Consider the following 24,127-nt stretch of genomic DNA (forward strand, 5'->3'; position numbering starts at 1 on the left):
CGCCCACCGCCACCTCCTTCGTACGGCTCCCCTCGACCCGGAGGATCGCCTCCCATGTTCGACACAGTTCTGGTCGCCAACCGCGGCGAGATCGCCCTGCGGGTGATCCGCACCCTGCGGCGGCTCGGTGTCCGCTCGGTCGCCGTGTTCAGCGACGCGGACGCCGACGCCCCGCACGTCCGCGAGGCCGACGTCGCGGTCCGCCTCGGCCCGGTCGACCGCAGCGACAGCTCGGCCGCCGAGACCTACCTGCGGACCGACCAGATCCTCGCCGCCGCCCGCCGCACCGGCGCCCAGGCCGTCCACCCCGGCTACGGCTTCCTCGCCGAGAACCCCGCCTTCGCCCGCGCCTGCGCCGACGCGGGCCTCGTCTTCATCGGACCGCCTCCCGGTGCGGTCGAGCTGATGGGTGACAAGATCAACGCCAAGGAGGCCGTGCGGGCCGCCGGTGTCCCGGTGGTCCCCGGCAGCCAGGCCAGCGCGCCCACCGACGAGGAGCTCGTCGCCGCTGCCGACGAGATCGGCTACCCCGTGCTGCTCAAGCCCTCCGCCGGAGGCGGTGGCAAGGGCATGCGCCTGGTGCGGGACCGCGCCGACCTGCCCACCGAGATCGCCGCTGCCCGCCGCGTCGCCCGCACCGCCTTCGGCGACGACACCCTGCTGCTGGAGCGCTGGATCGACCGGCCGCGCCACATCGAGGTGCAGGTGCTGGCCGACGCCCGCGGCACCACAGTCCACCTCGGCGAGCGCGAGTGCAGCCTGCAGCGCCGCCACCAGAAGCTGATCGAAGAGGCTCCCTCCGTTCTCCTCAATGCCGAGACCCGCGCCGCGATGGGCACCGCGGCCGTCCGCGCCGCGGAGTCCTGCGGCTACACCGGGGCCGGCACCGTGGAGTTCATCGTCCCCGGCATCGACCCTGACGCCCCCGCCTCCGCCGCTGAGGGGGTGCGGGACTTCTTCTTCATGGAGATGAACACCCGTCTCCAGGTGGAACACCCCGTCACCGAACTCGCCGTCGCCGTCGGCCCCGACTCAGCCCGACTCGACCTGGTCGAGTGGCAGCTGCGCGTCGCAGCCGGCGAACCGCTCACTTTCACCCAGTCCGACATCTCCTTCCTGGGCCACGCCATCGAGGCCCGGATCTGCGCCGAGGACCCGGAGCGCGACTTCCTGCCCACCGGCGGCCGCATCCTCACCCTGGACGAGCCCCGGGGCGAGGGCATCCGCGTCGACTCCGGGGTCGCCCCCGGAACCGTCGTCACCAGCGCCTACGACCCCATGCTCGCCAAGGTCATCGCGTACGGGCCCGACCGCCCGACCGCGCTGCGCCGGCTCCGCGCCGCGCTGGCCGACACCCGCATCCTGGGTGTCACCACCAACACCGGCTTCCTGCGCCGACTGCTCGCCCACCCCGACGTCGTCGCCGGCCGACTGGACACCGGCCTGGTGGAACAGACGGCCCAGCAGCAGCCGGCCCTGCTGGCCGCGCCGTACTCCCCGTCGAACGCGGTCCCGTCGAACGCGACCGCCACGACCGGGGCCGCGGACGCCACCCGCCCCGTAGACGGAACCGACGCCCCAACGGCCGAACCGCCGACACCGGCCCACCTCCTCTACTACGCGGCTGCGCTGGCACGGCACCTGGAACTCACCCCGGCCGCCGACCCCGGCGGCTGGACCGACCCGTTCTCCCTTCCCTCCGGCTGGCGCCTGGGCGGCGCCCCCGCCTGGACCACCCACCGACTCCGTGCCCTCGGCCAGGACCCGGTGTCGGTGCGCATCCGTTCGATCACTGCGGGCAACGTAGCCGACGCCACTGACAATTCCGCCGGGCTCACCCGCGAGGTGGAGCTCCGACTCGACGCCGGGCCTGTCCACCGCGCCCGCGCCACCCTGGCCGGCGAGCGGCTGCACCTGACCGTCGACGGCCTGCAGACCGCCTTCGCGCTGGCCACCGACACCACCCCCGGCCTGGCGGCCGGACCGGTGACCTGGCTCGGCATCGAGGGCGACGCCTGGCCGCTGCACGCCTACGACCCGGCCGTCGAGAGCGCCGCCGGGGCCGGCGCGCACCACGGCGCCCTGACCGCCCCGATGCCCGGCACCGTCACCGTCGTGAAGACCACGGCGGGCGAGACCGTCCGCAAGGGCCAGCCCCTGCTCGTGCTGGAGGCCATGAAGATGGAACACGTGATCGCCGCCCCGCACGACGGCGTGGTGGCCGAGCTGCGGGCCGCCGCCGGCGCCACCGTCGCGATGGAGGACCTGCTGGTCGTGGTCACCCCGGCCGAGGAGGCCGCCGAGCCCGCGGAGGTGCTGTCGTGACCACCCAGGAGTCCGTCGCCCACGACCCCGACGCCCTCGACCTGGGCCTGCCCGACCCGGTCCGAGCCCCCGGCCTGCCCGAGGAGGTCCGGATCCACGAGGTCGGCCCGCGCGACGGCCTGCAGAACGAGAGCTCGCTGGTGCCCGTCGAGGTCAAGGCGGAGTTCATCGCCCGGCTCGCGGCCGCGGGGCTGCGGACCGTCGAGGCCACCAGCTTCGTTCACCCGAAATGGGTACCCCAGCTCGCCGACGCCGAGGAGCTGATGCCCCGGCTCGCCGACCTGCCGGAGCGTCACCCCGGCCTGCGGCTGCCGGTGCTGGTGCCCAACGAGCGCGGCCTCGACCGGGCGCTCGCCCACCACTCCGCCGACATCGCGGTCTTCGCCAGCGCCACCGAGACCTTCGCCCGGCGCAACCTCAACCGCTCGGCGGACGAGGCCATGGCGATGTTCCGCCCGGTCGTGACCGGGGCCGCCGAGGCCGGGGTCGCGGTCCGCGGCTACCTCTCGATGTGCTTCGGCGACCCCTGGGAGGGGCCCGTCCCGGTCGAGCAGGTGGTCCGGTACGGCGTGCAGCTGCTGGAGATGGGCTGCGCGGAGCTGAGCCTCGGCGACACCATCGGCGTGGCCACCCCCGGGCAGGTCAGCGCCCTGCTGACCGGCTTCGCGAAGGCCGGCGTGACGGCCGACCGGCTCGCCGTGCACTTCCACGACACCTACGGCCAGGCGCTCAGCAACACCCTGGCGGCGCTGCGCGAGGGCGTCACCACGGTGGACGCCTCGGCCGGCGGCCTGGGCGGCTGCCCGTACGCGAAGAGCGCCACCGGCAACCTGGCCACCGAGGACCTGGTGTGGATGCTGCACGGGCTCGGCATCCGGACCGGCGTCGACCTGCGCGCGCTGGTCGCGACCAGCGGCTGGATGGCCGAGCGCCTCGGCCGCCCGAGCCCGTCCCGCACCGTCCAGGCGCTGCTCGGCGCCGCCCGGGGCTGACCCGCCCGGCCCGATCGACGGGCACCGGCCGCCCGTTCGGCCCGGCCGGCGCCCCCCACGGACCACGTTCATCCCTCAACCACACCGTGCGACCGTCACACCATCAGACGGGCGGCGGTCATCCCGTTCACGCCCGCGGCCACCCCGGCCGGGCACCAGGAGGATCAGATGCTCGACCACCGGCTCAGCAGCGAGTACGAGGAACTGCGGCGCACCGTCGCCGAGTTCGCCCAGGACGTGGTGGCGCCGAAGATCGGCGAGTTCTACGAGCGGGAGGAGTTCCCCTACGAGATCGTCCGGGAGATGGGGCGGATGGGCCTGTTCGGCCTGCCCTTCCCGGAGGAGTACGGCGGCATGGGCGGCGACTACTTCGCGCTCGGCCTCGCGCTGGAGGAACTCGCCCGCGTCGACTCCTCGGTCGCGATCACCCTGGAGGCCGCCGTCTCGCTCGGCGCGATGCCGATCTACCGGTTCGGCACCGAGGAGCAGAAGCGCGAGTGGCTGCCCCGGCTGACCTCCGGCGAGCTCCTCGGCGCCTTCGGCCTCACCGAGCCGGAGGGCGGGTCGGACGCCGGCGCCACCCGCACGACCGCGCGGTACGACGAGACCACCGACGAGTGGGTCATCAACGGGACCAAGTGCTTCATCACCAACTCCGGCACCGACATCACCGGACTGGTCACCGTCACCGCGCTCACCGAACCGCTCGCTCGTTCGAGTGAAGAGGGCGAATTCCGCTCGCCTGTACGGGAGATCTCCTCCATCATCGTGCCCACCGGGACCCCGGGGTTCCAGGTCTCGAAGAAGTACTCGAAGGTCGGGTGGAACGCATCCGACACCCGCGAATTGTCCTTTACCGACTGCCGCGTCCCCGCGGCCAACCTGCTGGGCGAGCGTGGCCGAGGTTACGCCCAGTTCCTGCGGATCCTCGACGAGGGCCGCATCGCGATCGCGGCCCTGGCCACCGGCCTGGCCCAGGGGTGCGTGGACGAGTCCGTCAAGTACGCCGGCGAGCGCCGGGCCTTCGGCCGGCCGATCGGCGCCAACCAGGCCATCCAGTTCAAGCTTGCCGACATGGAGCTGCGCGCCCACACCTCCCGCCTGGCCTGGCGGGACGCCGCCTCCCGGCTGCTGCACGGCGAACCGTTCAAGAAGGAGGCCGCGATCGCGAAGCTGTACTCGTCCGAGGCTGCCGTCGACAACGCCCGCGAGGCGACCCAGATCCACGGCGGGTACGGCTTCATGAACGAGTTCCCGGTCGCCCGCTTCTGGCGCGACTGCAAGATTCTCGAGATCGGGGAGGGCACGTCTGAGGTTCAGCGCATGCTCATCGCCCGGGAGCTCGGCGTCACGTCGTGACGATCACTTCCTGATGGTCACCTCCTGAGCCGAGTCCACCGGGCCAACACACCGCTCCGCAAATGGTGTTGAGGAGTGGCCGATGGTGGAGGAGGCATCAGGGGGTATCAGGCGACGACCCGCAAAGGCGAGAAGGGGAGAACGTCCGCGAGAGCCCGCGAAAGTCCGCGCGGGGGTCTGTAGCGGCTCCGCAGGGCTCCTCGGGAAGTCCTCAAGGGATCACGATCACCGGGCGGTTGGCCCGCCGCGCCAGCCGTCCGGAGACCGAGCCGAAGAGCTTGCCGAGCAGGCCGTGCGTCGTGCCGACGACGATCGCGTCGGCGGCGTACTCGCGGCCGACCTCCTCGATCTCGTGGCAGATGTCGCCGCCCCGCTCGATCAGGATCCACGGCACCCCGGTGAGGAAGTCCGCGCAGGCGAGCTCCAGGCCGAGGACCTCGGTCCGGTGGTCGGGGAGATCGACGAAGACGGGCGGCTCGCAGCCCGCCCAAACCGTGGCCGGCAGGCGGTTGGCGACATGCACGATCACCAGGCCGCATTGCGATCGGCGGGCCATACCGACCGCGTAGGCGAGGGCCCGCTCGCTCGACAGCGAGCCGTCGAAACCGACCACGACACCGTGCTGGAACACCGGGTCCAGGGAGCGTCCGGGCGCTTCCTGTGCCGACGGCTCGGTGTGCCCGCCGGTGGCGCCGGGAACCGTCTCCGGACGCTCGGCGCCCGGTCCGGGGCGGCCCGTCACCGGGGGCTCCACAGGACCACGCGGGGGCTCGCCACGGCGCTGGCGGGGCCCCGGGCGGTCTCGCCGGGCGAGGCTGCCACGGCGGGTGAGTCTGCGCAGAGCGCGCGCGAGGCCTCGGGGTTCACCCCGCTCAGCGCTCGCGACTGCGGGCCGGACCTCGTCGCCGGGTGCATCGGCCGGAACGCGGTCCGGGGCGTCCGAAGCCTCCCGGGCGTCGCTCGGCAGGTGGCCGGCGGACTCAGCCGGCTCAGCGCGCTCGGCGCGCTCGACATGTGGGCCGGCAGGCCCCTCGGCACGGCCACCGGCACCGTCGTCGCCATGGTCTTCGGCGCCCTCACCCAGGCCCCCTTCGAGGCGCCCTTCGGCGCGCCCGTCCGCGCCTCCGTCGGCGCGCTCGTCTCGGCGCCCGTCGACCGGGTCGAGGTTCGTGCGGGCGCCGTCTCCCCCGGGCCCTGCGCCCGCACTGCGGGGCGCATCGGGTTCGACCGGTCGGGAAGGCTCAGAAACAGCCATGGCTCACGGCTCTTCAAGGGAGAGGGGCCGACAGGAGAGGACAACGCTGCCCGGGTGGCAGGCCCGCCAACGGGATGACGTCGATCTACGCCGAGCAGCACCGTATGTGACCTGTTCCTTTCAGAGTACGACGGGCATGGGGCCCAGCCCAGCGGCGAAGCCCTGGAACGATGTTGTTCCCGCGAAAGGGGGATGCGCACGCCGAAACAGTGCGCCCTGCCCGCAGGCGATCGCGCCCCTCCGGAAAAGAGGTTCCCTGGAGCTTGACTGAGCGGACCGGAAGGCGCAACAGGCCCACCGGACACCGTGACCGGACTGTCATGGATTGGCGACGATCCGTTGCGGGATGTCGCGAACCGTTACGCCCCAGGAGCCCAAACCGGCCCCGTCGACCCGTCCGGACGCCCTCCGTCCATCACGTGCCAGGCCCGTTTCGGCCACTTCGTACGGCTTCGCGACGCGGTCTGGCATTTGCCAAGTGCATAGGCACGGGCGCTGGCACCATGCTCGACATGGCCCTGCTCCTGTTCGACCTCGACAACACGCTACTACCCCGGGACGCCGCCTTCCGGGCCTGGGCGCAGGACTTCCTGTCCGAACACCACCTGCCGCCCGGCGACCTCGACTGGTTCGTCACCCTCGACGGGGGCGGCTACGTGCCGCGCAGCACCGTACTGTCCGCCGTCCGGCGCCGCTACGGCTTGGACGCCTCCGTCGAGTTCCTGCTCGCGCACTTCCGACGCGGCATCAACTCGCACATCCACTGCCCGCCCCGGAACATCGAGGCACTGCGGGCGGCAAGGGCGGCGGGGTGGACACTCGGGATCGTCTCCAACGGCGGCACCCGGCCGCAGTTGGAGAAGATCCGGCGGACCGGGCTGGGGCCTCTGGTCGACGGCTGGGTGATCTCGGAGGAGGCCGACTGTGTCAAGCCGGATCCGCTGATCTTCGAGATAGCCGCCCAGCGGTGCGGCGTCCGGCCGACCGGGGACTGGACGGCGCACACCTGGATGGTCGGGGACCACGCGCCCGCCGACATCGCCGGCGCCGAACTGGCCGGGCTGCGCAGCGTCTGGCTGCACCACGACCGGCCGTGGGCGGAGAGCGGCTACCGGCCGACGCTGAAGGCGGCCGGTCTGCCGGAGGCTGTCGGCCTCGTGCTGGCGGCGCGCAACGCGCCCTCGGCCCGCCCGGACGCCCACTCGGACACCCGGCCGAACGTCCGCTCGGAGGTCCGAGCGGACGCCCGCTCGGAAACTCGGTCGGGCGTCCAGGTCGGCGGGCCGGTGCGCCGGCAGGCCGTCGGGGCCGCTGTGCGGGGCCCGGCGCGCGCGACGGCGCTGCTCGGCGCGCGGTCCGGCGCACACCCGACGGGGACCGCCCCGGAGGGCCCCAGTGCGCCCGTTGCCGTGAACGCCGGGACGGTCAGCACCTCGGGCTCGGGAACAGGGGCCGGTGTCCGAAACCGATCAGGTGAGTTTGCCGTCATCGCCGACGGCCGCCCGGGCGCGGGAGTGCAGGCGGAGTCCAGGATCGGGGCGGGCGCAGGACCGGGCGCGGGGCCGGGCGCCGGGGTGGAACCGGGCGCGGAGGGCGGTCGGGCCGTTCCGATGGTGCGCCCAACGCCCCTTCGTGCGGCGGTCGATGACACTCGCGCGGCGGTCGACGGCGCCGCACCCGCCCAGACCGTCTTCGCCTCGGCGCCGGTCACGGCCACGGTCGCGGCGGCGGCCGCCCAGTAGCACCGAGGCCGGGTTCCGCTCACACAAAGGGCCCCGTTCGAAACCGGACACCGCACCGCCGCACCGCACCGCACCGCACCGCACCGCCGCGCCCCGCGTCGAAGGCCCTGGTCAGCCGCCCAGCGAGGTACGGGTCCACCAGCAGGTCGGAGCCAGTTCGGTGAACCCGAGGGTGCGGTAGAGCGGTTCGCCGACCGAGGTGGCGACCAGGGTGGCCGGACGGTCCGGGTGCGCGTGGGCCAGGGCGGTCCGCAGCACGGCGCGGGCCACCCCCTGGCCGCGCTGGTCAGGCAGGGTGGCGACCCAGTACACCCCGGTGGCCCGGCCGTCGTCGTAACTGAGGCAGGCACCCGCCGGGGCGCCGTCGACCCGGCCCAGCCAGGCCCGGCAGCCGGGTTGGCGCAACAACTGCTCCGGGAGCGCCTCGTTGCGGGTCCAGGGCTGACGGGCGGGCAGCGGGAAGCCGTCCACGATGACCCGCTCGACCTGCGCGAAGGTGTCGCCGTCCAACGCCTCATCCACCGGCAGGGAGCCGCCGCCGCGCGCCGGGGAGACGGCGGGCAGCTCGGTCGGCACGCCCTCCACCGGACCGGGCTCACGCGCCATCACCGGCATGATCGGCATCCGGGTGGCCCCGAAGCGGGACAGGTCGAGCCCGCCGTACGGGTCCTCCAGGGTGAAACGGATGGTCTCCCACTCGTCCAGGAGCTCCGCCAACTCCTTTTCCACAACGCCGGGTTCGGCGTACGGACGGGTAACCACGAAACGCTGCGAGTCGTCCGGGGTGCGCGCACAGCGGACCGCCGTCAGCTCCGGTTGGACGCGGGACTGCCAGCCGTGCGCGCCGGCTTGGGCGAGCCAGAAAGCGGCTGCATTGTCGTTGGCCTGTTCGAGCCGGCTGTTGGTGTTCATTGCAGGACCGTAGCCCGGCCACCCCGGCCCCGGTTCGACCGCCCCGACACTGGCCGGATGAAGCCTGGGAGGCGCACGGCCTGCGCACGTGCGCCCTCACGTGCACCGCCGATTTTCAGTCAATTTCGCGCCGCTCTCTCCCCCTTCGGCAAATCCGCAGCCCAGACCCGCCGGCCGAGTGCCCGGAAGCCTGACGCCCCAGGAACCGCCCCGCGACAACCAGCCACCGTTGCCCCGGCCCTCTTCCCAGAAGGGTCGACGGGTGCCACGCTTCGTGATCGAATGCATCACGCCAAATTGCCATGTCGACATAGCGTCGGATGGTGAACTTGTCACAACGGCAATGGTCCACCCGATAGATTTCGATCTTGGCTAGCAGTGCCGCACCACCCACACCACACCACCGAGGGGGCTTGAGCGCCTTGAGCAGGGTGAGCAGGAGCGACGCGGGTCCTGACAGCGGCCAGGCGCCGACCGGCACCGCGGGTCGGCCCGCGAGAAGCACCGGCACCTCCGCGACCGCCGCCACCACCCGTACCTCCGGCACCCCGAGCATCTCGGGCCCCGCCTCGCACTCCCCCTATCCCCCGGCGCCGTCCGCCGCCGGCCCCGCCCCGGCCGAGCACTGCGGTCCGGCGTACGGCGGCCAAGCCCACGGTGGCCACGGCGGCCAGTCCCACGGCGGACCGGCCCCCTACGGGGTCCAGTCGCCCCAGGGCGGTAGCCCGATCTACGGCGGACAACCCGTCAGCCGAGGCCCCGTCAGCCCGCCGCAGTCCTACGGCAGCCCCGCCCAGCCCTTCACCGGCGAGTACTCCGGCTACAACGGCCACCCGGCCTACCCCGCCGGCGGCTCGACCCCGGGCGCGAACGGCGTCGGCGGCCCGCTCGGCGGCCTGGCTCTGGGCACCGCCCCCGGCCACGGCCCGCTGGGCCACGGCGGCGGACCGGGCGCCAACGGCTCCCCGGTGGGCCCGCTGACGGCCGGCGCCCCGCGCAAGCTGTCCGGCCGACGCCGCAGGGAGACCGTCGCGGTGCTGATCTTCGGCGGCGCCCCGATCTTCGAGAGCTCCATCCCGCTCTCCGTCTTCGGCGTGGACCGCCAGGACGCCGGGGTCCCCCGCTACCGACTGCTGGTCTGCGCCGGGGAGGAGGGCCCGCTCGCGACCACCGGCGGCCTGACCCTCTCCGCGCCGTACGGCCTGGAGGCCCTCGCCCGGGCCGGCACGATCGTCGTACCGGCCTGGCGCTCGATCTCCCAGCCCCCGCCGGTCGAGGCGATCACCGCCCTGCGCAAGGCCCACCACGAGGGCGCGCGGATCATCGGCCTGTGCACCGGCGCCTTCGTGCTCGCCGCCGCCGGCCTGCTGGACGGCCGCCCGGCGACCACCCACTGGATGTACGCGCCGACCCTGGCCAAGCGCTACCCCCGGGTGCACGTCGACCCGCGCGAGCTCTTCGTGGACGACGGCGACGTGCTCACCTCGGCCGGCACCGCCGCCGGGATCGACCTGTGCCTGCACGTGGTGCGCAGCGACCACGGCGCCGAGGCGGCCAACGCGCTGGCCCGCCGACTGGTGGTGCCCAGCCGCCGCAGTGGCGGAGGACAGGCCCAGTACATCGATCAGTCTTTACCGGAGGAGATCGGCAACGACCCGCTGGCCGAGGTGGTCACCTGGGCGCTGGAGAACCTCAACCAGCAGTTCGACGTCGAGGTGCTGGCCGCCCGCGCATACATGAGCCGCCGCACCTTCGACCGCCGTTTCCGCACGCTCACCGGCAGTGCGCCGCTGCAGTGGCTGATCACCCAACGGGTGCTCCAGGCCCAGCGGCTGCTGGAGACCTCGGAGCTGTCGGTGGACGACGTCGCGCGCCGGTGCGGGTTCCGTTCGCCGGTGGCACTGCGCGGGCACTTCCGCCGTCAGCTCGGGGTCTCGCCGGCCGCGTACCGGACCAGCTACCGGGCCCGTCGGCCCGGGCAGCAGTCGCCCGCCACGGCCGGGGCGCTCGGCGGCGACCTGCGGCTGCCCGGCGCACTGCCGCACCCGGCGGCCACCGCGGCCGCCTCGGCGGGCGGGGCGCTGTTCGGCGGGGCGGCGCCCGGTGCGCAGCCGGCCCACCCGTTCCCGGCGGGGCCCGGGGCGCAGGTGCCGGTCGGCCAGGCGGGGGCACACGGCCAGCCGGTGCCGCACGGCCATGCCGGTCCGTACGGTCCGGGGCAGGCCGGGACGCCGGCCGCCCAGGGTTTCCACGCCCGCGCGGGCCAGCCGTACCCGCACCAGCAGGCCGCGCAGCAGCCGCACCCCGGGCAGCAGGGTGCGGCGCGCGGTCCGGTGCGGCCGCCGCTGGTGCCGCCGCAGGCCGGGCCGGGTGCGGGGCGTCCGTCGCGCACCGCCGAGCACGCGGCGGCCGAGGACGGCCACCCCCAGCCGGGGGCGCGCGGCCAGGGCCAGGGGCACCGAAGCGCGGTCGAGCGGCCCGGCGACGAGCCGGGTGCGGGCGGTCGCGCGCACGGTGTGCCGGGCGGCCGGGTGCCGGCCGCCGCCGGGCAGCCGGCGGCCGGGGCGGGCGAGCTCCGGGGCCGGCAGGCCCGGGCGCCACAGGTCCGCACCCAGGCGGGCCGGGCCGGGGCGGCGGACGGCGGACGGGCGGCGCGCGAGGCCCGTCCCGGACGGGACGGGCATGCGGTCCGCACCGGCCGGGAGGGCGAGCACCCGGAGGGCCGCGGGCCGCACGGCGGGGCGGAGGAGCACCAGGCCGAGGGCGTCGCTCCGGCACCCCTCTCGGCTCCACCGGTGCCCGCGGCGCGTGATCGCGCCGTAGGGTGAGTTGTGTGAATGACCGTTTGGTATGGATCGACTGTGAAATGACCGGCCTCGACCTCGACCGGGACGCCCTGGTCGAGGTCGCGGTGTTGGTGACGGACTCCGAGCTGAACATCCTCGGCGAGGGCGTGGACGTCATCATCCGCCCGCCGGCGGAGGCGCTGGCGAACATGCCCGAGGTGGTGCGCGAGATGCACACCTCCTCCGGCCTGCTGGAGGAGCTGGAGCAGGGCGTGACCCTGGCCGAGGCCGAGGAGCTCGTCCTCGCGTACGTGCGCCAGCACGTGCCGGAGGCCGGGAAGACGCCGCTGTGCGGCAACTCGGTGGCCACCGACCGCGGCTTCCTGGCCCGGGACATGCCGGCCCTGGAGAAGCACCTGCACTACCGGATCGTGGACGTCTCCTCGATCAAGGAGCTGGCCCGCCGCTGGTACCCCAAGGCGTACTACAACAGCCCGCAGAAGGGTGGGAACCACCGGGCGCTCGCCGACATCCGCGAGAGCATCGACGAACTGCGGTACTACCGCGAGGCGGTGTTCGTGCCGCAGCCCGGTCCGGACGCCGAGACCGCCCGCGCCATCGCCGAGAAGTACCAGGCCCCGGCAGGCTGACCCGGCGAGCCCCCGGCGCGACCGGCGCGGCGGGGGCGCCCGGACGGCCCTCGGAAGGGCGGAGGGGGTGCCCGCGTCCGCCGGAACGAAACCCTGGCGCGAGCACCCTCTCGGATCCTGTAGAGTTCTTCCTGTCGGAACGGGAACGCGAGAGCGGGAACGAGCCGGACAGATGGTGGGTGTAGCTCAGTTGGTAGAGCACCTGGTTGTGGTCCAGGTGGCCGCGGGTTCGAGTCCCGTCACTCACCCCAGAGCCCGAGGGGCCGATCTCTTCAAGAGGTCGGCCCCTCGGGCGTTTTCGCGTTGCCTCAGTTGTGCACGCCGGTCCGGCTTTTCCGGTCGGCTTTTCCGACCGGCCCCTGCCGCGAGAATCTACCGGCTAGTAACATCGTCGTCATGACCACTCCTTCGATCGGCCAGATGCTCGACGCCACCGTGCCGATGGCGCACACCCTGAAGCTCGAGTACCTGGAGACCACCCCGGAGCGCGCCGTGCTCCGGCTGCCCGACCAGCCCGCGTACCACAACCACGTCGGCGGCCCGCACGCCGGCGCGATGTTCACGCTCGCCGAGTCCGCCAGCGGCTGCATCGTGCTCGCCGCCTTCGGGGACCAGCTGTCCCGGGCCGTGCCGCTCGCCGTGAACGCCGAGATCGCGTACAAGAAGCTCGCCATGGGCGAGGTCACCGCCACCGCCGTGCTCGGCCGCCCGGCCACCGAGGTCGTCGCCGAGCTGGATGCCGGCGGCCGCCCCGAGTTCCCCGTCACCGTCGAGATCACCCGCGCCGACGGCGCCGTCACCGGTGTGATGACGGTCACCTGGACCCTGCGTCCCAACTCCTGACCGCCGCGCGGTCGGTGGCCCCCGGGCGGACCGCCCCGGGGCCACGTGCGCGATGACTGTCCGTGACGGCGAGCGTGACCTCACCGGCCGTCCGCTCGTTCTCAACTCACGTGCGAGCCAATCACGCGACCAAGCCCCAGGAACCCGCCCGGCGCGGCGTCGCCGGAGCGCGGCGGGCGCTCGCCCGGTGGCTGCCCCACCCGCGCACCGTCGCCGTCGGAGGGGCCCTGCTCGCACAGCTCTGGGGCGTCGGCGCACCCGGCGTGTACGCGGCCTCCGCCGAGCCGCTGCCCGGGCAGGCCCAGCCCGCCGTCCGCCGAGCCGTACACGGCGTCCCCGCACTCGACGGGCAGTCAGCCGCCCGCCCCCCGGAACCGGGGCGGCCGACGGCCCCGGAAGCCGCCCACTCCCCCGGGCGCGTCGGGGAACCGACCAGCGACGCGCCGCTGTACGCGACCACCAGCGGGGTCGGTGGCGTACTCCAGGAGCGCATCCGGGCCGGCGGGCTCCCCCTGCCCGGGCAGCGCGCCGCCGTCCCCGACGCCTTCGCGCTCGCCTCCGGACTGCTCGACGCCGCCCCCACCCGGGCCCGCCCGGCCGAGACCCGCACCTCCCGCGAGGACGAGCCCGCCGAACCGCCCACCGCGCCCCAGCCGCGCGCTCCCCGGCAGGCGCCCCGGCCACGGCCCGAGACGGCGGAGACTCCCGCGGTGCGGGAGGCCACGGCCCTTGAAGGACTGAGCACGGTGGAACCCGTCGGTGCGGCAGGCGTCGCGGCCCCCTCCTCGCCGCCCGCCGCACCGACGGACAGCGAGACGCCCGAGGCGCTCGCCCTCGCCGACACGGCGGCCGTAACGGCCGTGGCCGACGGCTCCGCGACGGCCACCGCGGTGCTCGCCCCCATCGCCGCCGGACTGCTGCTCACCGGCGCGGCCATGTGCAAGCACCGCGGACTGCCGCGCGGGCACTGAACGGCTCACGACGCGACCCGCGACACGGTCCGGGGCGCAGCCCAGGAAACGACCCAGAACACAGCGCAAGACACGGCCCAAGACACGGCCTAGACCCCGGGGTTCAGCTCCAGTTCCATCAGCGGGAGTTCACGCCCGGGGATCGAGAGGGACGGCGTGCTGCCGATGCGGGTGGCACCCATCGCCAGGTAGAACGGCTCGGCGTGCGGGTCGGAGTCGATGATGAGGCGGCGCAGGCCGCGAGCCCGGGCAACGTCTCGGACGTGCCGGAACAGCGCCCGGCCGATGCCGCGGCCGATCCGGTCGGGCTCGACGAAGAGCATGGCCAGCTCCCCGGACGGCGGAGCGGCGGCCAGTACGGCGAACCCCCGCACCCGGCCGTCGTCCTCGGCCACCACCGTGAACGTCGACGCCCGCTCGATCACGGCGGCGTCCACGGTCAGCTCCTCCCGGCAGGCGGCCATGAACGCCTCGTCGTAGCCCCAGTACGCCTTGGCTCGCAGGGCGATGCCGGTGAGCAGCTCGGCCTCGTCCGAGCGGGCGGGTCGTATGAGCATGGCGCCCCCTCGGGTCGGCGGCAGGACAGGGCGGCAGGGCAACAGGGCGGTCGGGCAACAGGGCCATTGTCCGGCGTAACTCGGTCGCCCTCAAACGGATTTACCGCGCCGAGGCGGGCCGCGGCGAGCGCGGCCGTCAGCGGAAGACGCCCGGCGGCGGGGCCGGGGACGGCGCGGCGGTGGCGTCCGTGGCGGGAACGGCCCCCGCGGTGAAGTCGCTGAGGGCGCGGCCGTGTTCGACGCGGCCGTGGGAGGAGTCGGAGGCGACGCGGCGGGTGAGGTCGGGGACGGGCAGGGGGGTGTGGGCGGCGGCGAGGATGAGGTTGCCGAAGCGCTTGCCACGCAGGACGGCGGGGTCGGCGACCAGGCAGAGTTCGGGGAAGACCGCGGCGAGGGTGGCGACCTGGGAACGGGCGAAGGGCAGGGCGGCGCCGTCGGCGATGTTGGCGGTGTACCAGCCCCCGGGGACGAGGGCGCGGGCGGCGAGCGTGGCGAACTCGACGGTGGTGCAGTGGGCCGGGGTGCGGGCGCCGGAGAAGACGTCGGTGATGACCAGGTCGACGCTGGCCTCGGGGGTGCGCTCCAGCACGCTGCGGGCGTCCGCGCCGCGCACCTTGATCTGCCAGCCGCGCTCCAACGGGAGCTCGGCGCGGACGAGTTCGGTGAGCTCGGTGTCGATCTCGGCGACCTGCTGGCGGGAGCGCGGCCGGGTGGCCGCCACGTAGCGGGCCAGGGTGAGGGCGCCGCCGCCCAGGTGCAGGACGGTCAGCGGGCGGCCGGGCGGGGCGGCCAGGTCGATCAGGTGGCCGAGCCGGCGCTGGTACTCGAAGCCGAGGTGGGTCGGGTCGGCGAGGTCGACCAGGGACTGCGGGGCACCGTCGATCAGCAGGGTCCAGGCGGCGGGACGGTCGCGGTCGGGACGCAGTTCGGCCAGGCCGGAGCCGACGGGACGGCTGAGCGGGCCCTGGGCGTGGGTGCGCCCGCCCGGCCCGGTGGTGGCTTCCGGCTCCGGGGTGCGCGCGGCTCTGCTGCTTCGTCCCATGGCGGCCATTATCGCCGCCGAGAGGGGACACCCACAGGTCAGGGGCGTGCTGTGGGGATCCGGCCGGAGGGTTTCGGGCCCGGCGGAATCCTCGCGGCACGCCCGCTAGAACGGGCCGAGGCCGCCCGCGGTGAGCGTGCAGGCGGCCTCGCAGAGGGCGGAGCGGAGCACCCAGGCGTCGGTGGGGCGGGCCGCGCGGCCGGCGCCGGAGGGTGGGATCACCCAGCGCGGGTCGGTGGCGCCGGGCACCAGGGCGCCGGCCGTACAGGAGCTGCCGGGCAGGTGCCAGGTCTCCCAGGTGCCGGCCGGGACGAGGAAGGAGACGGTGCTGCCGTTGCGGCTCTGGAGGACGGCTCCGCAGGCGCGGCGCAGCCGCAGGATGTCGACGGCCTCCAGGCCGTGCCGCAAGGCGACCGTCACGGTGTCGCAACCGGCGACCAGGGTGCCCTCCTCAGGGACGGCGGCGTCCCGGCGCAGGCCGCCGCAGGAGCCGCGGCCGCCGTCGACCGGGCCCCGGCCGGGGAACCGCTCGTCGGCGGGGTCGGGGAGCAGGGCGGGGGCGGCGCCGGCGAGCACACCCCCGACGACGGGTCGGTACTGCGGCAGTCCGGTGGCCATCATGGGCCCTCCTGTACCTCGTCGGGTCGGAAGCCCAGTCGCCCGCGGGTGGGGCGCCGGGGCGGGGACGGGCCGGGGGGACGGCCTGGGCTTCCACGTATCAGGACAACGCCGCGGTGGTACCCGAGGCCACGGGGCGCATTACAGCAAGGCATGGCATTTCATGGCGGATATCCCGCAAGAACGCCTGCTTTGCCCCATATTGACGGCATATATCCCGCAAACCGACTGTGGCCGATCGGTGACTCCGAGTACTCTCGGCGCCATGGCAGCCACCCCACCGGCCGAGCCGAACCGACCGTCCCCCAACACCGCGATGCGCGCACTGCGCGGCGACCGCTCACCCGGCGAGTTCGCCATGGCCGTCCGCCGGGCCGCCCGCGAGATCGGCGAGCACGTGTCCTGCGACGCCCGCTACGTCGGACGGGTCGAGTCCGGTGAGATCCGCTGCCCCAACTACGCCTACGAGCGGGTCTTCCGGCACATGTGGCCGGACCGCACGCTCACCGACCTCGGCTTCGCCCCCCGCACCACCGTCCGCCGCCGCCAGGCGGGGAGCGGCGGTGCGGCCGGGGTGCCCCCGCTCCACCCGCCGTTCCCGCCCCTGCCCTCCCCGCGCTCACCGCTCTCCACCCAACTCCCGTACGCTGCCTCGCCGTACGCGGATCCAGCCGCGCCGGACGGGCCCCCGTGGCCGAGGGCCGGCGCGGTGCCCAGGGGGCCCGATGGATCGCCCTATCTCGACGAGGAGAACGACGACGTGCGTCGCCGTACGTTCCTGGCCGGCGGCTCGACCGCGCTGGCCACCGTGATCGGCATCGACCGCCCGGCCGCTGCCGCTCCCGCAGCCGGTGCCGGCTTCGGCCCGGCGGACGGCCAAGGCTCCGTCCCCGGCGCCGTCCCCGGTGCCGTCCCCGGTGCCGTCCCCGGTGCGGAGTTCACCGCACCATCACTGCTCGACCTGGACCCGGTGGTGCCCGGCCGCCCCGGGCCGGTACCGCCGCCGCGCAAGGTCGGCGCCGCCGAGGTGCTCGGCGTCGAACAGGCCGTCCGGGAGATCAGACTGGCCGACGACGCGCACGGCGCGGACGCCCTGTACGACCTCGCCGGACAGTCGCTGCGCACCGCCTACGTGCTGCTCAACGAGGGCGAGTACACCGCCGAGACAGAGCGCAGGCTCCAGGCCGGAGCGGGTGAACTCGCCATCTCCGTAGGCTGGTTGGCACACGACTCGAACCGTCTCGCGGACGCCCGCTCGTTCTACGCCGAGGCGCTCGCCACCGCCCGGATGGCCGGGGACCCCGCCCTGGAGGCGCACGTCTTCTGCAACAGCGCCTTCCTCGCCCGGGACGCCGGACGCCCCCGCGAGGCACTGCGTGCCGCACAGGCCGGGCAGTCCGCCGCCCGGCAGTTGGACTCCGACCGGCTGCTCGCCCTGCTGGTCATGCGCGAGGCCGGCGCCTGGGCCGTGCTGCGGGACCGATCCTCCTGCGAACGCGCGATCAGCCGGGCGTACGCGCTGTTCGACCGGGGGCCGTCCGAGGGCGACCCGGAGTGGATGTCCTTCTTCGGCGAGGCGGAGTTCGTCGGCCTGCAGTCGCAGTGCTGGTCCGCGCTCGGCGACTGGGACCGCGCCAGCGAGCAGGCCGCGCTGGCCATAGCGCTGCAGGAGCCGCACTTCGTACGCAACCGGGTGCTGTACACCGCCGAGCTGGCCCACGACCGGCTCAGCCGGGGGGACTTGGCGGGGGCGGCGCACCACGGCTCGGCCGCCGTCGCACTGTTCGGCGAGGTCCGCTCGGCCCGGATCCGCAGCATGCTGGCGGACACCGCCGGCCGGCTGCGCCGGCACGCCGCGGTGCCCGAGGTCCGCTGCTTCCTGGCCGGGTACGACCAGGCCGCGGCGGCCTGAGCAGCCGCGGCCGGGCCGCCGACCGGAGTCAGTGGCCGGAGTCAGTGGCCGGAGTCAGTGGCCGGAGTTCAGCTCCTCCAGGTGGGACAGGTCGTTCCACACCTCCACCGCCGGGGCGCCGTACTCCCAGGACAGCACGCACAGCGCCGCCGTACCGAGCTTGAACCGCTGGGCGAACTCGGGCGGCAGGCCCAGCCAGCGGGCGGTCAGGATGCGCAGCACGTGGCCGTGCGCGAACAGGACGACGTCCCGATCGGCGCAGTGCATGACCGTGGTGTCCGAATCCGGGACGCCGTGCTCCTCGTGGAGGCCGGCGAGGAAGGCGTCCACCCGGGCGGCCACCTCGGAGAGCTTCTCGCCGCCGGGCACCCCGTCGCGCCAGATCAGCCAGCCGGGGTGGTCGGTGGCCCGGATGTCCGCGCCGGTGCGGCCCTCGTACTGGCCGTAGTCCCACTCCATGAGCTCCGGGCGCTCCACCGCGCGGTCGCCGAAGCCGGCCAGTTCGCAGGTCTCCTTGGCGCGGCCGAGCGGGCTGGTGTAGACGAGCGCGTCCGGCAGTCCGTTCCAGGGGGCCTTGGCGAGCCGGGCGCCGAGCGCCCGGGCCATCGCGCGGCCCTCCTCGGTCAGCGGGATGTCGGTGCGGCCGGTGTGTTGGCCGGTGGCCGACCACTCGGTCTCACCGTGGCGGACCAGCACGATTCGGGCGGGCATGGGGGGCTCCTCGCAGCGGGGCGGTCAGCGGGGCGGTCAACGGTCGGTCTCACCCTTGAGCACCGGGCTCCATGATCCCCCACCCGGACGGCGACCACGATCGCGGGCCGTGGTGCCCGCCGGTTCCGGCCGGAACCGGCCGGAACCAGCCGGTCCGCACCGCAGTGTCGGACCCGGATGCGACACTGAACGGCACCATGAACGTCTCGACGAACGTCCCGCTCAGCGGGCCCGCTGAGCCGCTCGCCCTGCGGCTCGCCGAGCTGCGCGGACCGGCCCCGCAACGCAGTCTGAACGCCCGCGCCCTCGCCGCGCTCGCCGCCAATCCGGGCTGTCACCGCCGCGCCGTGCTGGACGCGGCCGGGGTCGACAAGTCCGCGCTGGCCGCCCGGCTCGGCCGCCCCGCCCCCTTCGGCCAGTCCCCGTTCGCGATCGCCCGCGGCGTGATCTTCGAGTCCCGGCTCAAGGCGGACGACTACTCCGTGCTGCTGGAGCCGCTGCGCGCCCACCTCGGCGTCCCCGCGGACGACCGCGCCCCGCTGCTGGTGCCCGACCTGCTGCACCGCTCCGGCCCGGCCGTCCGCGCCGACCGGACGGCCGAGGCGCTGGCCCTGGCCGCCGCCGAGCCGGAGGCCTGGACGCTGCTGGACCACCCGATGCTGCGCCTGGAGGTGGCGGGCAGCACCGCCTATCTGGAGCCGGACGCGCTGGTGGTGCACGGCGGGCGGTGCACGGTGGTCGAGATCAAGTCCTTCCCGGTGCTGGACGGCAGCGCGGACCCTGCCAAGGTCGGCGCCGCCGCCCGCCAGGCCGCCGTGTACGTGCTGGCGCTCCAGCGGACCGCCGCCACGGCCGCCGGGCAGGCGCCGACCGACGACCCGTACACCGAGCAGCGGCTGCCGGGCAGCCCCCGCACCAGCGTGCTGCTGGTCTGCCCGAAGGACTTCGGCAACCGGCCGACCGCGGTCGCCGTCGACGTCCGCCGCGAGCTGGCCGTCACCCGCCGCCAGCTGAGCCGGATGACCGGCATCGACCGGTTGCTGGACACCCTGCCACCGGGCACCGACTTCGACCTGGCCGCCGACCGGAACGGCGCCCCGGCCCGGACCTCCGAGCAGCTGACCGCCGCGGTCGAGTCGGTGCCCGCCGCGTACAGCCCGGACTGCCTCTCCTCCTGCGAACTCGGCTTCCACTGCCGTGCCCAGGCCCGCTGCGGCGACCGGGTCGAGCAGCTCGGCCGGGGCGTGCGCGGCGAGCTGGGCAGCATCCGCACGGTCACCGAGGCACTGGCCGCCGCCTCCGGCTCGAACGGCGGCGGCTCGAACGGCGGCGGCACGGACAGCGGCGGCACGGACGACGGCGACGACGCCGTGGACGACGCGGCCGAGCGCCTGGCCTACGCGGCCGCCCTGCGCGCGGAAGCACTGGGTGTGGGCGCATGAGCGAGCGATGGGGGTACCCCCGGCCGAAGGCTGGGGGAGAGCGAATCGTCGAGAGGTGCACGGGCGCATGAGCTTGTTGACCACCCTCGCCCGGCTGGAGGCCGTCCGCAGTGGGCGGGCCGAACCGCTGGCCACCGTCCGGCATCGGCACCTGTCCGAGCGCCCGATGGTGCTGATCCCGCTGACCGCCGCCGGTGAGTCCGGTGCGCCGCTGGCCGTGATGCTGGGCACCGACCGGGACGCGCCCCGGCTGCACCTGGTGCCGCAGCCACTCAACCGCACCCTGCGCTTCGACTTCCTGGCCGAGCTGGCCGCCGACCTGCTGCCGTACCTGGAGTCCTTCGCCGACGACGTCGAGCAGATCGAGGGCTCCGAGAAGGACCCGGAGACCGGCGAGAAGACCCAGGTATTCCGCGAGCTGTGCTCCGACGCGCCGCAGCTGATCGTGCCCAACGGCGCCGGCGTGCACCACCTCGCCCTGATCGGCCGCTCCACCCGGTTCCGCCGCACCGTCGAGGACGCCGAGCCCGGCCCCTACCCGGCGCCGCTGCGGGTGCCGCTGCTCGGCCGCTGGCTGACCCATCTGACCGACCGCGCCCAGGTGCCCGGCTCCAGCCTGCTGCTGCCGATGACCGGCCTGCTCGCCCGGCACTGGGCCACCGGACAGAGCCACCTGGAGGACCAGCACCTGGCCGCCCGGCTGGCCTGGCACGACCCGCCGCCGGGGCTGACCGGTGCGCGGGCGGCCGAGCTGGCCGAGAGCGGCCGGGACGAGCACGGCCAGCTGCTGCACCCGCCGGCCGGTCCGGCCACCGACCCGCGCTTCGACGAGTTCGTGCTCGCCCCGGCGATCGCCCGCTACGACACCGCCACCACTGCCCTACGACACAGCGCCGAGCAGCGGGACGAGGCCGCCGCTGAGCGCGCCCGGGCGGCCGTCCGCTCGGCGGTCGACCAGCTGACGGAGGTGCTGACCGCCGTCCTGCTGCCCACCTGGCGGGACGTCTGGCGGGGCCTGGACCTGCTGCGCGCCCTGCCGCCGGCCGGCCACCTGGAGGAGCGCTGGACCGGCGACCGCTGGTCCTACACCGGCCACCGGGACCGCCTCGCGGCCGGCGAGCCCCCGCAGCCCCGGCAGGACGACGCCGTCACCGCCGCCCGCAAGCTCGCCCAGCGCGAGCGCGAGCAGGCCCGCCTCGACGTCCAGGAGGCGCTGGACGACCCGCTGGCGATGGCCGAACACCGGCTGTCCGGCGAGGCGTTCAGCGGGGTGGTGACCGCGGTGGTACCGGACTGGGACACCACCGGCCGCTCCCCCAAGCCCCGCCCGCTGCTCACCCTGCGCACCGCCGACCGCCCGCACGCGGACCTCGGCCGGGAGGTGCACCGGGTGCACGGCCCGTCGACGCAGAAGGCCGAGATCGTCGCGGTCGAGCCCGCCGAGGGCACCATCACCCTGCGGGTGCTGTCCGGCATGGGCCGCAAGAAGGAACCGGAGCCGGGCAGCCTGCCCGAGCCCGGCGAGCCGGTCACCTTCACCCTGTTCGAGTTGACGGTCCGCCAGTCCGCGCCGCTGCCCGAGCCGGACGACACCCCGTGGACCCACGGCGGCCCGCCCGGCGCCGCGCCCGTAACCGCCCCGTCCGCCTCCGAGGAGTGGGAGTGATGGCCGAACCGGCCCCCGAGTCGGGTCCCGAGCAGTCCCCGGGCGCGGCCGCCGACGCCGCCGTGGCCCGCATCCTGACGGCCACCGTCCACCCACTGGCCGGCGCCCCGCGCGGTGTGGTGGTGGACTCCCCGCCCGGCGCCGGGAAGTCCACCCTGGTGGTGCGGGCCGCCCGGGAGCTGGTGGCGGCCGGCGAGCGGTTGATGATCGTCGCCCAGACCAACGGGCAGGTGGACGACCTGGTCGGCCGGCTGGCCGAGAAGGCCCCGGAGTTGACGATCGGCCGGTTGCACGCGGCGGACTCCAGGCCCGGCCCGGAGGTGCTCAGGCACGCCAACGTCACGCCCTCCGACAAGGTCGCCGACCTGGTCGAGCAGGACGTGGTGATCTCCACGTCCGCCAAGTGGCAGTGGGTCCGGGCCGAGGCGCCGTGGCGGCACGCGATCGTCGACGAGGCGTACCAGATGCGCTCGGACGCCCTGCTCGCGGTGGCCCGGCTGTTCGAGCGGGCGCTGTTCGTCGGCGATCCGGGCCAGCTGGACCCGTTCACCGTGGTCGGCACCGAGCAGTGGGCGGGCCTGTCCTACGACCCGTCCAGCAGCGCCGTGGTCACCATGCTGGCGCACAACCCGCAGATCGAGCCGCACCGGCTGCCGGTCTCCTGGCGGCTGCCCGCCAGCGCGGCGCCGCTGATCTCGCGGGCGTTCTACCCGTACACGCCGTTCCGTTCCGGCACCGGCCCGGACGACCGCCGGCTGACCGCCGCGGTCCGCCCCGACGGCTCGGCGCTGGACGCCGTGATCGACCGGGCGGCCGAGCACGGCTGGGCACTGCTGGAACTGCCCGCCCGGCACACCGTACGGACCGACCCGCAGGCGGTGGCGGCCGTGGCGGCCACCGTCCGGCGGCTGCTGGAGCGCGGCCTGACCGCCCACTCCGAGCAGGGCGAGGCCCCGCTCACCGCGGACCGGATCGCCGTCGGCACCGCCCACCGGGACCAGGCGGCGGCGGTGCGGGCGGCCCTGCTCAGGGCGGGCGTGCCGGTGGACGGCGCGGCCGGTCCGGCCGTCACCGTGGACACCGCCAACCGGCTCCAGGGCCGGGAGTACGACGTCACGGTGGTGCTGCACCCGCTCTCCGGACGCCCGGACGCGACCGCCTTCCACCTGGAGACCGGCCGGCTCTGCGTGCTCGCCTCCCGGCACCGGCATGCCTGCATCGTGGTGGCCCGGGCCGGGATCGCCGAGCTGCTGGACGAACACCCGTCCACCGAGCCGGTCCAGTTGGGCGTCCCGGTGGCCTTCCCGGACGGCTGGGAGGCCAACCACCAGGTCCTCCAGCACCTCAGCGGCCACCGGGTCCACCTGCGGTAGCTCGTCAGTCCTCGGTCTCGCACACCGCGAAGGCCACCACCGAGCCGCGCTCCGCCTGGGCGCTCCAGCCGGCCGCGTCGGCGGTCGGCCCGTTGGCGCGCACCGGGCCGGCCGCATCGGGCTGGAGCCGGTAGCCGCCGCCGGTCAGGTGGGTGCCGGCCGGGCAGGTCGCGGTCGAGACGCCGCCGGGGGCGCTGGGCGGGCCGGCGACCACTTTCGCCGTCTCGGCGGCGAAGGCGGGCGCCACCGGGGTCCCCGGTAGGGCCGGGGCGAGGACGGCGGCGGCGAACAGGACGGAGGCGGACAGGGCCTTCGGTGCGCGCATGGGGTACTCCCGATTCGGTGGGCGACTCCTGTGCCGGGAACAACCGGTTCGCATCCGATCCGGATACCCGGCGGATACACGGCGCCCGAGGTACGCCCCCGGCGCGCGCGGGGGAATAGCGCCCGCACGCGCACCGTTCCGTTACCGGCCGCCGCCGCGAGACAATGGACGACGGCCACAACCGGGCGGTGCGGCCCGCAGCAGACCGTCCGCCCCCTCCCCCCGAGACCCCGGAGGTGTCCGTCCATGCCCGACTCCCCCGCCGAGGCGCCCGAGCCCACCCGGCGCAAGCGCCCCGCGCAGCTGCTGTTCGAGCCGCAGTCCGCCGAACCGGAGCCGGAACGTTTCTTCGACCTGGAGTCCATCGACGACCCCGCGGAGCTGCTGCGCCGCTCCACCGAACTGGCCCTGGCCTTCCGGGCGGCCGCCGAGCGGGCCACCGACTTCCAGGCGGTCGCCGCCGCGCAGCTGGCCGACCCGCGCCGGTTCGACGCGCTGTCGAACACCGAGATCGCCGAGCGGGCGGACTGGACCCCCGACTACGCCGGCAAGATGATCGAGTACGGCCGCGACCTGCTCCAGCCGCGACGCCACGAGGACTGACCGGCTGACCCCTGGCATATGCCAGAAGCGGAAGGGTACGCGG

Annotated in this window: 19 protein-coding genes, 1 tRNA gene and 2 pseudogenes; 15 read left to right on the forward strand and 7 right to left on the reverse strand. The window is 74.8% G+C overall.

Annotation, left to right across the window (positions count from 1 at the left end; translation table 11 throughout):
• Positions 1-54: 54 nt before the first annotated feature.
• From ACGF12_RS30120 to ACGF12_RS30130, 3 genes are all read left to right on the forward strand, one after another.
• Positions 55-2,325 carry a biotin carboxylase N-terminal domain-containing protein gene (locus ACGF12_RS30120; protein ID WP_393036837.1) on the forward strand — a complete coding sequence of 757 codons (2,271 nt, stop codon included), beginning with the start codon at positions 55-57 and terminating at the stop codon, positions 2,323-2,325.
• Entirely contained in the window at positions 2,322-3,317 is a 996-nt protein-coding gene (locus ACGF12_RS30125; RefSeq protein ID WP_393036840.1) for a hydroxymethylglutaryl-CoA lyase, read from the forward strand. The genes ACGF12_RS30120 and ACGF12_RS30125 overlap by 4 nt, the downstream gene beginning before the upstream one ends.
• Positions 3,318-3,485: 168 nt before the next feature.
• Positions 3,486-4,676 (forward strand): acyl-CoA dehydrogenase family protein, encoded by a 1,191-nt coding sequence (locus tag ACGF12_RS30130; protein ID WP_393036843.1) that lies wholly within the window; start codon positions 3,486-3,488, stop codon positions 4,674-4,676.
• A 211-nt stretch (positions 4,677-4,887) separates the two neighbouring features.
• Here ACGF12_RS30130 and ACGF12_RS30135 read toward each other — a convergent pair.
• Positions 4,888-5,340 (reverse strand): annotated as a pseudogene (locus ACGF12_RS30135) (universal stress protein); the annotation flags it as partial.
• Positions 5,341-5,643: 303 nt separating this feature from the next.
• Between ACGF12_RS30135 and ACGF12_RS30140 the strand changes: the two are divergent.
• Positions 5,644-6,009: a hypothetical protein gene (locus tag ACGF12_RS30140; RefSeq protein WP_393036845.1), complete on the forward strand. Its 366-nt coding sequence runs from the start codon at positions 5,644-5,646 to the stop codon at positions 6,007-6,009.
• Between the two features lie 434 nt (positions 6,010-6,443).
• Positions 6,444-7,673 carry an HAD family hydrolase gene (locus tag ACGF12_RS30145; RefSeq protein WP_393036848.1) on the forward strand — a complete coding sequence of 410 codons (1,230 nt, stop codon included), beginning with the start codon at positions 6,444-6,446 and terminating at the stop codon, positions 7,671-7,673.
• Between the two features lie 111 nt (positions 7,674-7,784).
• On the opposite strand, the gene ACGF12_RS30150 is transcribed toward ACGF12_RS30145, so the two are convergent.
• Positions 7,785-8,585 carry a GNAT family N-acetyltransferase gene (locus ACGF12_RS30150; protein WP_393036851.1) on the reverse strand — a complete coding sequence of 267 codons (801 nt, stop codon included), beginning with the start codon at positions 8,583-8,585 and terminating at the stop codon, positions 7,785-7,787.
• Between the two features lie 968 nt (positions 8,586-9,553).
• Between ACGF12_RS30150 and ACGF12_RS30155 the strand changes: the two are divergent.
• The 5 genes and pseudogenes from ACGF12_RS30155 to ACGF12_RS30175 form a co-directional block, all read left to right on the forward strand.
• A pseudogene (locus ACGF12_RS30155) lies at positions 9,554-10,565 on the forward strand (helix-turn-helix domain-containing protein); the annotation flags it as partial.
• 853 nt (positions 10,566-11,418) lie between these two features.
• The gene (orn, locus tag ACGF12_RS30160) at positions 11,419-12,021 is read left to right on the forward strand and encodes an oligoribonuclease (protein ID WP_393036854.1); all 603 of its coding nucleotides are present in this window, start codon (positions 11,419-11,421) and stop codon (positions 12,019-12,021) included.
• A 175-nt stretch (positions 12,022-12,196) separates the two neighbouring features.
• Positions 12,197-12,272, forward strand: a tRNA-His gene (locus tag ACGF12_RS30165).
• A 145-nt stretch (positions 12,273-12,417) separates the two neighbouring features.
• The gene (locus ACGF12_RS30170) at positions 12,418-12,864 is read left to right on the forward strand and encodes a DUF4442 domain-containing protein (protein ID WP_033353998.1); all 447 of its coding nucleotides are present in this window, start codon (positions 12,418-12,420) and stop codon (positions 12,862-12,864) included.
• A gap of 110 nt (positions 12,865-12,974) precedes the next feature.
• The gene (locus tag ACGF12_RS30175) at positions 12,975-13,835 is read left to right on the forward strand and encodes a hypothetical protein (protein WP_393036858.1); all 861 of its coding nucleotides are present in this window, start codon (positions 12,975-12,977) and stop codon (positions 13,833-13,835) included.
• Between the two features lie 89 nt (positions 13,836-13,924).
• Here the strand turns inward: ACGF12_RS30175 and ACGF12_RS30180 are convergent, their stop codons facing one another.
• The 3 genes from ACGF12_RS30180 to ACGF12_RS30190 all read right to left on the reverse strand — a co-directional run bounded on the left by ACGF12_RS30180 (position 13,925) and on the right by ACGF12_RS30190 (position 16,055).
• Positions 13,925-14,392, reverse strand: a complete 468-nt coding sequence (locus ACGF12_RS30180) for a GNAT family N-acetyltransferase (protein WP_393036861.1) — start codon at positions 14,390-14,392, stop codon at positions 13,925-13,927.
• A 136-nt stretch (positions 14,393-14,528) separates the two neighbouring features.
• A complete protein-coding gene (locus tag ACGF12_RS30185; protein ID WP_393036864.1) occupies positions 14,529-15,434 on the reverse strand; it encodes a spermidine synthase in 906 nt (301 codons plus the stop codon).
• Between the two features lie 105 nt (positions 15,435-15,539).
• A complete protein-coding gene (locus ACGF12_RS30190) occupies positions 15,540-16,055 on the reverse strand; it encodes a hypothetical protein (RefSeq protein WP_393036867.1) in 516 nt (171 codons plus the stop codon).
• A gap of 262 nt (positions 16,056-16,317) precedes the next feature.
• On the opposite strand from ACGF12_RS30190, the gene ACGF12_RS30195 reads away from it, so the two are divergent.
• Positions 16,318-17,964: a tetratricopeptide repeat protein gene (locus ACGF12_RS30195; RefSeq protein ID WP_393036870.1), complete on the forward strand. Its 1,647-nt coding sequence runs from the start codon at positions 16,318-16,320 to the stop codon at positions 17,962-17,964.
• A 54-nt stretch (positions 17,965-18,018) separates the two neighbouring features.
• Here the strand turns inward: ACGF12_RS30195 and ACGF12_RS30200 are convergent, their stop codons facing one another.
• Positions 18,019-18,675, reverse strand: a complete 657-nt coding sequence (locus tag ACGF12_RS30200) for a histidine phosphatase family protein (RefSeq protein ID WP_393036872.1) — start codon at positions 18,673-18,675, stop codon at positions 18,019-18,021.
• A gap of 197 nt (positions 18,676-18,872) precedes the next feature.
• Between ACGF12_RS30200 and ACGF12_RS30205 the strand changes: the two genes are divergently transcribed.
• From ACGF12_RS30205 to ACGF12_RS30215, 3 genes are all read left to right on the forward strand, one after another.
• Positions 18,873-20,117 (forward strand): hypothetical protein, encoded by a 1,245-nt coding sequence (locus ACGF12_RS30205; protein ID WP_393036875.1) that lies wholly within the window; start codon positions 18,873-18,875, stop codon positions 20,115-20,117.
• A gap of 67 nt (positions 20,118-20,184) precedes the next feature.
• The gene (locus ACGF12_RS30210) at positions 20,185-21,783 is read left to right on the forward strand and encodes a hypothetical protein (protein WP_393036878.1); all 1,599 of its coding nucleotides are present in this window, start codon (positions 20,185-20,187) and stop codon (positions 21,781-21,783) included.
• Positions 21,783-23,156 carry an AAA family ATPase gene (locus ACGF12_RS30215; RefSeq protein ID WP_393036881.1) on the forward strand — a complete coding sequence of 458 codons (1,374 nt, stop codon included), beginning with the start codon at positions 21,783-21,785 and terminating at the stop codon, positions 23,154-23,156. The genes ACGF12_RS30210 and ACGF12_RS30215 overlap by 1 nt, the downstream gene beginning before the upstream one ends.
• A 4-nt stretch (positions 23,157-23,160) precedes the next feature.
• On the opposite strand, the gene ACGF12_RS30220 is transcribed toward ACGF12_RS30215, so the two are convergent.
• Entirely contained in the window at positions 23,161-23,481 is a 321-nt protein-coding gene (locus tag ACGF12_RS30220) for a hypothetical protein (RefSeq protein ID WP_393036884.1), read from the reverse strand.
• Between the two features lie 246 nt (positions 23,482-23,727).
• On the opposite strand from ACGF12_RS30220, the gene ACGF12_RS30225 reads away from it, so the two are divergent.
• The gene (locus ACGF12_RS30225) at positions 23,728-24,084 is read left to right on the forward strand and encodes a hypothetical protein (RefSeq protein WP_393036887.1); all 357 of its coding nucleotides are present in this window, start codon (positions 23,728-23,730) and stop codon (positions 24,082-24,084) included.
• The last annotated feature ends 43 nt before the right edge of the window (positions 24,085-24,127 follow it).

This window comes from Kitasatospora sp. NPDC048296 (assembly GCF_043201815.1).
Taxonomy (GTDB): Bacteria; Actinomycetota; Actinomycetes; order Streptomycetales; family Streptomycetaceae; genus Kitasatospora.

Excerpts from the sequence above, each read along its gene's own strand:
- ACGF12_RS30150 (WP_393036851.1), bottom strand. The coding sequence starts at position 8,585 with ATGAACACCAACAGCCGGCTCGAACAGGCCAACGACAATGCAGCCGCT.
- ACGF12_RS30180 (WP_393036861.1), bottom strand. The coding sequence starts at position 14,392 with ATGCTCATACGACCCGCCCGCTCGGACGAGGCCGAGCTGCTCACCGGC.
- ACGF12_RS30225 (WP_393036887.1), top strand. The coding sequence starts at position 23,728 with ATGCCCGACTCCCCCGCCGAGGCGCCCGAGCCCACCCGGCGCAAGCGC.
- ACGF12_RS30220 (WP_393036884.1), bottom strand. The coding sequence starts at position 23,481 with ATGCGCGCACCGAAGGCCCTGTCCGCCTCCGTCCTGTTCGCCGCCGCC.
- ACGF12_RS30205 (WP_393036875.1), top strand. The coding sequence starts at position 18,873 with ATGAACGTCTCGACGAACGTCCCGCTCAGCGGGCCCGCTGAGCCGCTC.
- ACGF12_RS30210 (WP_393036878.1), top strand. The coding sequence starts at position 20,185 with ATGAGCTTGTTGACCACCCTCGCCCGGCTGGAGGCCGTCCGCAGTGGG.
- ACGF12_RS30170 (WP_033353998.1), top strand. The coding sequence starts at position 12,418 with ATGACCACTCCTTCGATCGGCCAGATGCTCGACGCCACCGTGCCGATG.
- ACGF12_RS30120 (WP_393036837.1), top strand. The coding sequence starts at position 55 with ATGTTCGACACAGTTCTGGTCGCCAACCGCGGCGAGATCGCCCTGCGG.
- ACGF12_RS30145 (WP_393036848.1), top strand. The coding sequence starts at position 6,444 with ATGGCCCTGCTCCTGTTCGACCTCGACAACACGCTACTACCCCGGGAC.
- ACGF12_RS30130 (WP_393036843.1), top strand. The coding sequence starts at position 3,486 with ATGCTCGACCACCGGCTCAGCAGCGAGTACGAGGAACTGCGGCGCACC.
- ACGF12_RS30190 (WP_393036867.1), bottom strand. The coding sequence starts at position 16,055 with ATGATGGCCACCGGACTGCCGCAGTACCGACCCGTCGTCGGGGGTGTG.
- ACGF12_RS30195 (WP_393036870.1), top strand. The coding sequence starts at position 16,318 with ATGGCAGCCACCCCACCGGCCGAGCCGAACCGACCGTCCCCCAACACC.
- ACGF12_RS30215 (WP_393036881.1), top strand. The coding sequence starts at position 21,783 with ATGGCCGAACCGGCCCCCGAGTCGGGTCCCGAGCAGTCCCCGGGCGCG.
- ACGF12_RS30185 (WP_393036864.1), bottom strand. The coding sequence starts at position 15,434 with ATGGGACGAAGCAGCAGAGCCGCGCGCACCCCGGAGCCGGAAGCCACC.
- ACGF12_RS30200 (WP_393036872.1), bottom strand. The coding sequence starts at position 18,675 with ATGCCCGCCCGAATCGTGCTGGTCCGCCACGGTGAGACCGAGTGGTCG.